1 protein-coding gene is annotated in these 3,314 nt (G+C 71.8%); it reads right to left on the bottom strand.

What is annotated here, in order from left to right:
* Nucleotides 1-250: 250 nt before the first annotated feature.
* Nucleotides 251-3,314 (bottom strand): cadherin domain-containing protein (locus OXN85_09255; GenBank protein ID MCY3600146.1); only part of this gene is annotated, 3,064 nt, incomplete at its 5' end.

The following is a 3,314-nucleotide window of genomic DNA, read 5'->3' as shown; positions in this document are numbered from 1 at the left end:
AGGGTCCCGGCGAGTTCAGCGAGGCAGAGGCCATCGCCGTGCTGCCGGACGGGCGGAGCACCAGAGGCCCGAATCACGGCAGTAAATCGTCTAAAATCATACAGGACTGCACGATCTGCGTACTATGCCGTTGAGCCGGATCGGGTGTCTTCGTGTGGGAATTGCCGGAATCACGGGGTGGATTGGCGGGAGTCCCGACCGCCGTTTCCGGTGTGACAATCGGGTATCCCGGCGTCGTGTCCGGCACGGTTCAGAAGGTGAAATCCAGTCCAAGTCTGATTCCGAGATTGGGGTCCTGGCCGGGCATTTGGTTGCGCGATCCCTCGATTCCGAGCCGTAGTGTCCGGCTGACGCCGTACCGGCTTCCGAACGACCATGAACGGTTTTGGCCATCCGCCGAGAGGCGGGTGTAGCCGTCGAGCGCGCCTTCGCCGCCGGGGTTCTTGAACCCGTAGCCGGCTTCCGCGTCGAGCCGCCAGTCCCGTCCCGCGGCCGGCGTCATCATCCGGAGGGTTCGAGCGTCCATGAGCCCGTGGATGCCGTTCCGGTCATGCCCGTGCTTGGGACTGACCACGAGCCGGAACCCTTCGCCCCGTGTACCGGGATCGAACGCGAGCCGGAGCGCGGCACCCCATTCGCGGTGTGAGCCGGACCCGAAGGCCAGTCTTCCACGGAGGTCGAGGTCGAGCCCGCGGCCGGCATAGCCGACCGAGGCACCGGTCTCGGCGCCTCCGCCCGTGTCGGCGTCGCCGCCGTCGTAGCGCGCCCCGGCCTGTGTGGTAAGCTTGAGTCCTCCGGCCGTCCATGACGCTTCAAGCAGGGCGCGTGCGCGCGAGGCCGCCCCTTCGCGCTGGCCGTCGTCGGCGCTCATGCCGACGGTGAACGCGTCGCCGCCCAGCGCGAGCCCGAACGCGCCGCTGCGTGCGAGCGGCACCTTGACGCCGCCCGAGAGCATGCGCAGCGACGCGCCGGTGTCGCCGTGGCGGTTGCCGTCCCGGACGTCTCCGGTTCCGTATCCGGCCATGGCCCAGAGTCCGATTCCGGGAGAAGGTCGGAGGAACAGGTAGGGATGAACGCTGTTCATGCCGTGTCCCATCGAGCCTTTCGTGGAGTACCGCGAGTAGTCGAGATCGCCGTCGCTGCGCATGAGCGACACTCCGAGCAGCGCGGAGGAGCCGATGCGTGTGTCGGCGCCGACGGTGAGCGCCCGGAGCCCGCCGTCGTAGCCGATGCCGGGCTCGCCCCGGAACGACTGTGCGGAGCCTTCGGCCCATAGTCCGATCCTCGGCCGCCCCTCCTGCGACTGCGGCCCGAGCGCGGTCGAGAACGAGACGTTCGGCAACAGGCGCCGGACGGCCTCCCTTCCGGTGGGAAGATCAACCGACCCGGATCGGCGGATCATGTCGGTGGCCGAGGATGCGCCCCGGGGTACGCCGGTGAGCGAGGCGAGGGTGCCGGCCGCGCGTCCGGCCCACTCCGCCGCCGATCCGGGCACGCCGGCGCCGGAACCGCTTCCCGCGGGCCGCATGACGGCGTCGATGCGCGCTCCGACGGCCTGCCGCGCGCCCTCGGCCACGGCGCGTCCGAAGACGGCGAGTCCGAGGTCGAACGCCTCGTCCCGGAGCGGGCCGGGATCGTGGTCCGCGATATCGACGGTGGCGGAGGCGACGGCACCCGCGCTCACGGCCTCGGGCAGCGCGCCGAACGCGAGCGCGAGGAGGCCGGACCCGGTCCCGGCCGGAACTTCGAGCATGAACGCCGCGAGCGAGTCCCCGGGCTCGAACACGACCGAGTCCGGCAACATGGATTCCACGGAAGAGGCGTGCATGGCCGTGAGCGGCACGGCCACCCGCCGGTCGGCGGCGGGACTCACTCGGACGTCGATTTCGGTCCCCGGCCCGCCCGCGACCGCAGAGTACTCCGCCTGGGCGTACTCGACCTCAAGCTCGGTCGGCGAGCCGTCCTCGGCGACGGATCGGGTGACCCGGTCTCCGGCCACCGCCGCGACGACGATCCGCGTGGTCGCGGGAACGCCGATCGCCACCCCTTCCGGCAGGTCGCCGAATCGAACCGCGAGGGTGTCCCCGGCCGAGAGGCCCGCGGTGCCGACGCTCAAGGTGCCCGCACTCGCCCCGCTCCGGAACGTGACGGTGTGCGTCGAGTCTCCGGCCACGACCTCGATGGCGAGCGCCGAGGAGGCCGCGGGCGACAGGAGCACGGCGACATCGGCGGATCCACCCGGCGCGGTCGCGTAGCTTTGCGCGCCGAACGAGACGACCGGCGTCGTCGCGCCCACGACCATCACGGCCGCGCTCTCCGCGCGCTTGCCCGGCCCGTGGCCGTCGGTGTAGGTGAACACCGCGCGCAGGTACTTGCCCCTGTCGGCTTCGGCCGGGGTGTAGAACCGCCGCTCCGCCCCCTGCACGATCATGGTCCACGCAGCGCCGTCTGGCGAACGCTGCCACGTCCGCATCTTGCTCCGCTCGACCGAGCGGTCCTCGTCCATCAGCGTCGCGGTCAGCCGCTCGCCCACCCGCGCCACGTCCGCGCTCAGCGCGATCGTGCCCGGATCGTCCGCGTTCGTCACCCGGATCGTCACCGATGCGGTGTCGGCGAGCTCGCCGTCGCTCGCCTCGACCCGCACCGCGAGCAGCGTGTCGCCGCTCTCGTGGTCGAGCGCCGCGCCCTCGGCCACCGCGATCTGGCCCGTCGAGGCGTCGATCCCGAACAGCGCCTCGTCTCCGCCCTCCGCGAAGCCGTAGGACAGGGACGCGTTGTCCGGGTCGGTCGCCGCCACCGGCGCGCCCACCTTCGTGCCGCCCGGCGAGTTCTCCGCCACCTCGCGCTCGTACGCGGCCCCGAACGAGGGCGCCGCGTTCGCCGGCAGCACCTTCACCGGGTCGCTCACCGCCCGCTTTCCGGGACCGTGGCCGTCCCTGTAGGTGAACACCGCCCGCAGCCACCTGCCCTCGTCGGCGGAGACGGGGTTGTACGCCCCGCCCGTGGCGATCTCGTTCCACGAAGAGCCGTTCGCCGAACGCTGCCACCGCCGCTTCCTGCCCGCGCTCCGCACGCCGTCCTCGTCCGTCAGGGTCGCGGCAAGCTCGACGCCCACCCGCGCCACGCCGGGGCTCAGCACGAGCTCGCCGGGGTCGTCCGCGTCCTTCACCCGGATCGTCACCGATGCGGTGTCCGCGAGTTCGCCGTCGCTCGTCTCGACGCGCACCGTGAACAGCGTGTCGCCGCCCTCGTAGTTCAGCGCCGCGTCCGCCGCCACCGTGATCCGGCCCGTTGACGCGTCGATCTCGAACGGC

This window comes from Candidatus Palauibacter australiensis (assembly GCA_026705295.1).
Classification (GTDB): domain Bacteria; phylum Gemmatimonadota; class Gemmatimonadetes; order Palauibacterales; family Palauibacteraceae; genus Palauibacter; species Palauibacter australiensis.
This window is presented reverse-complemented; position numbering and strand designations above follow the sequence as displayed.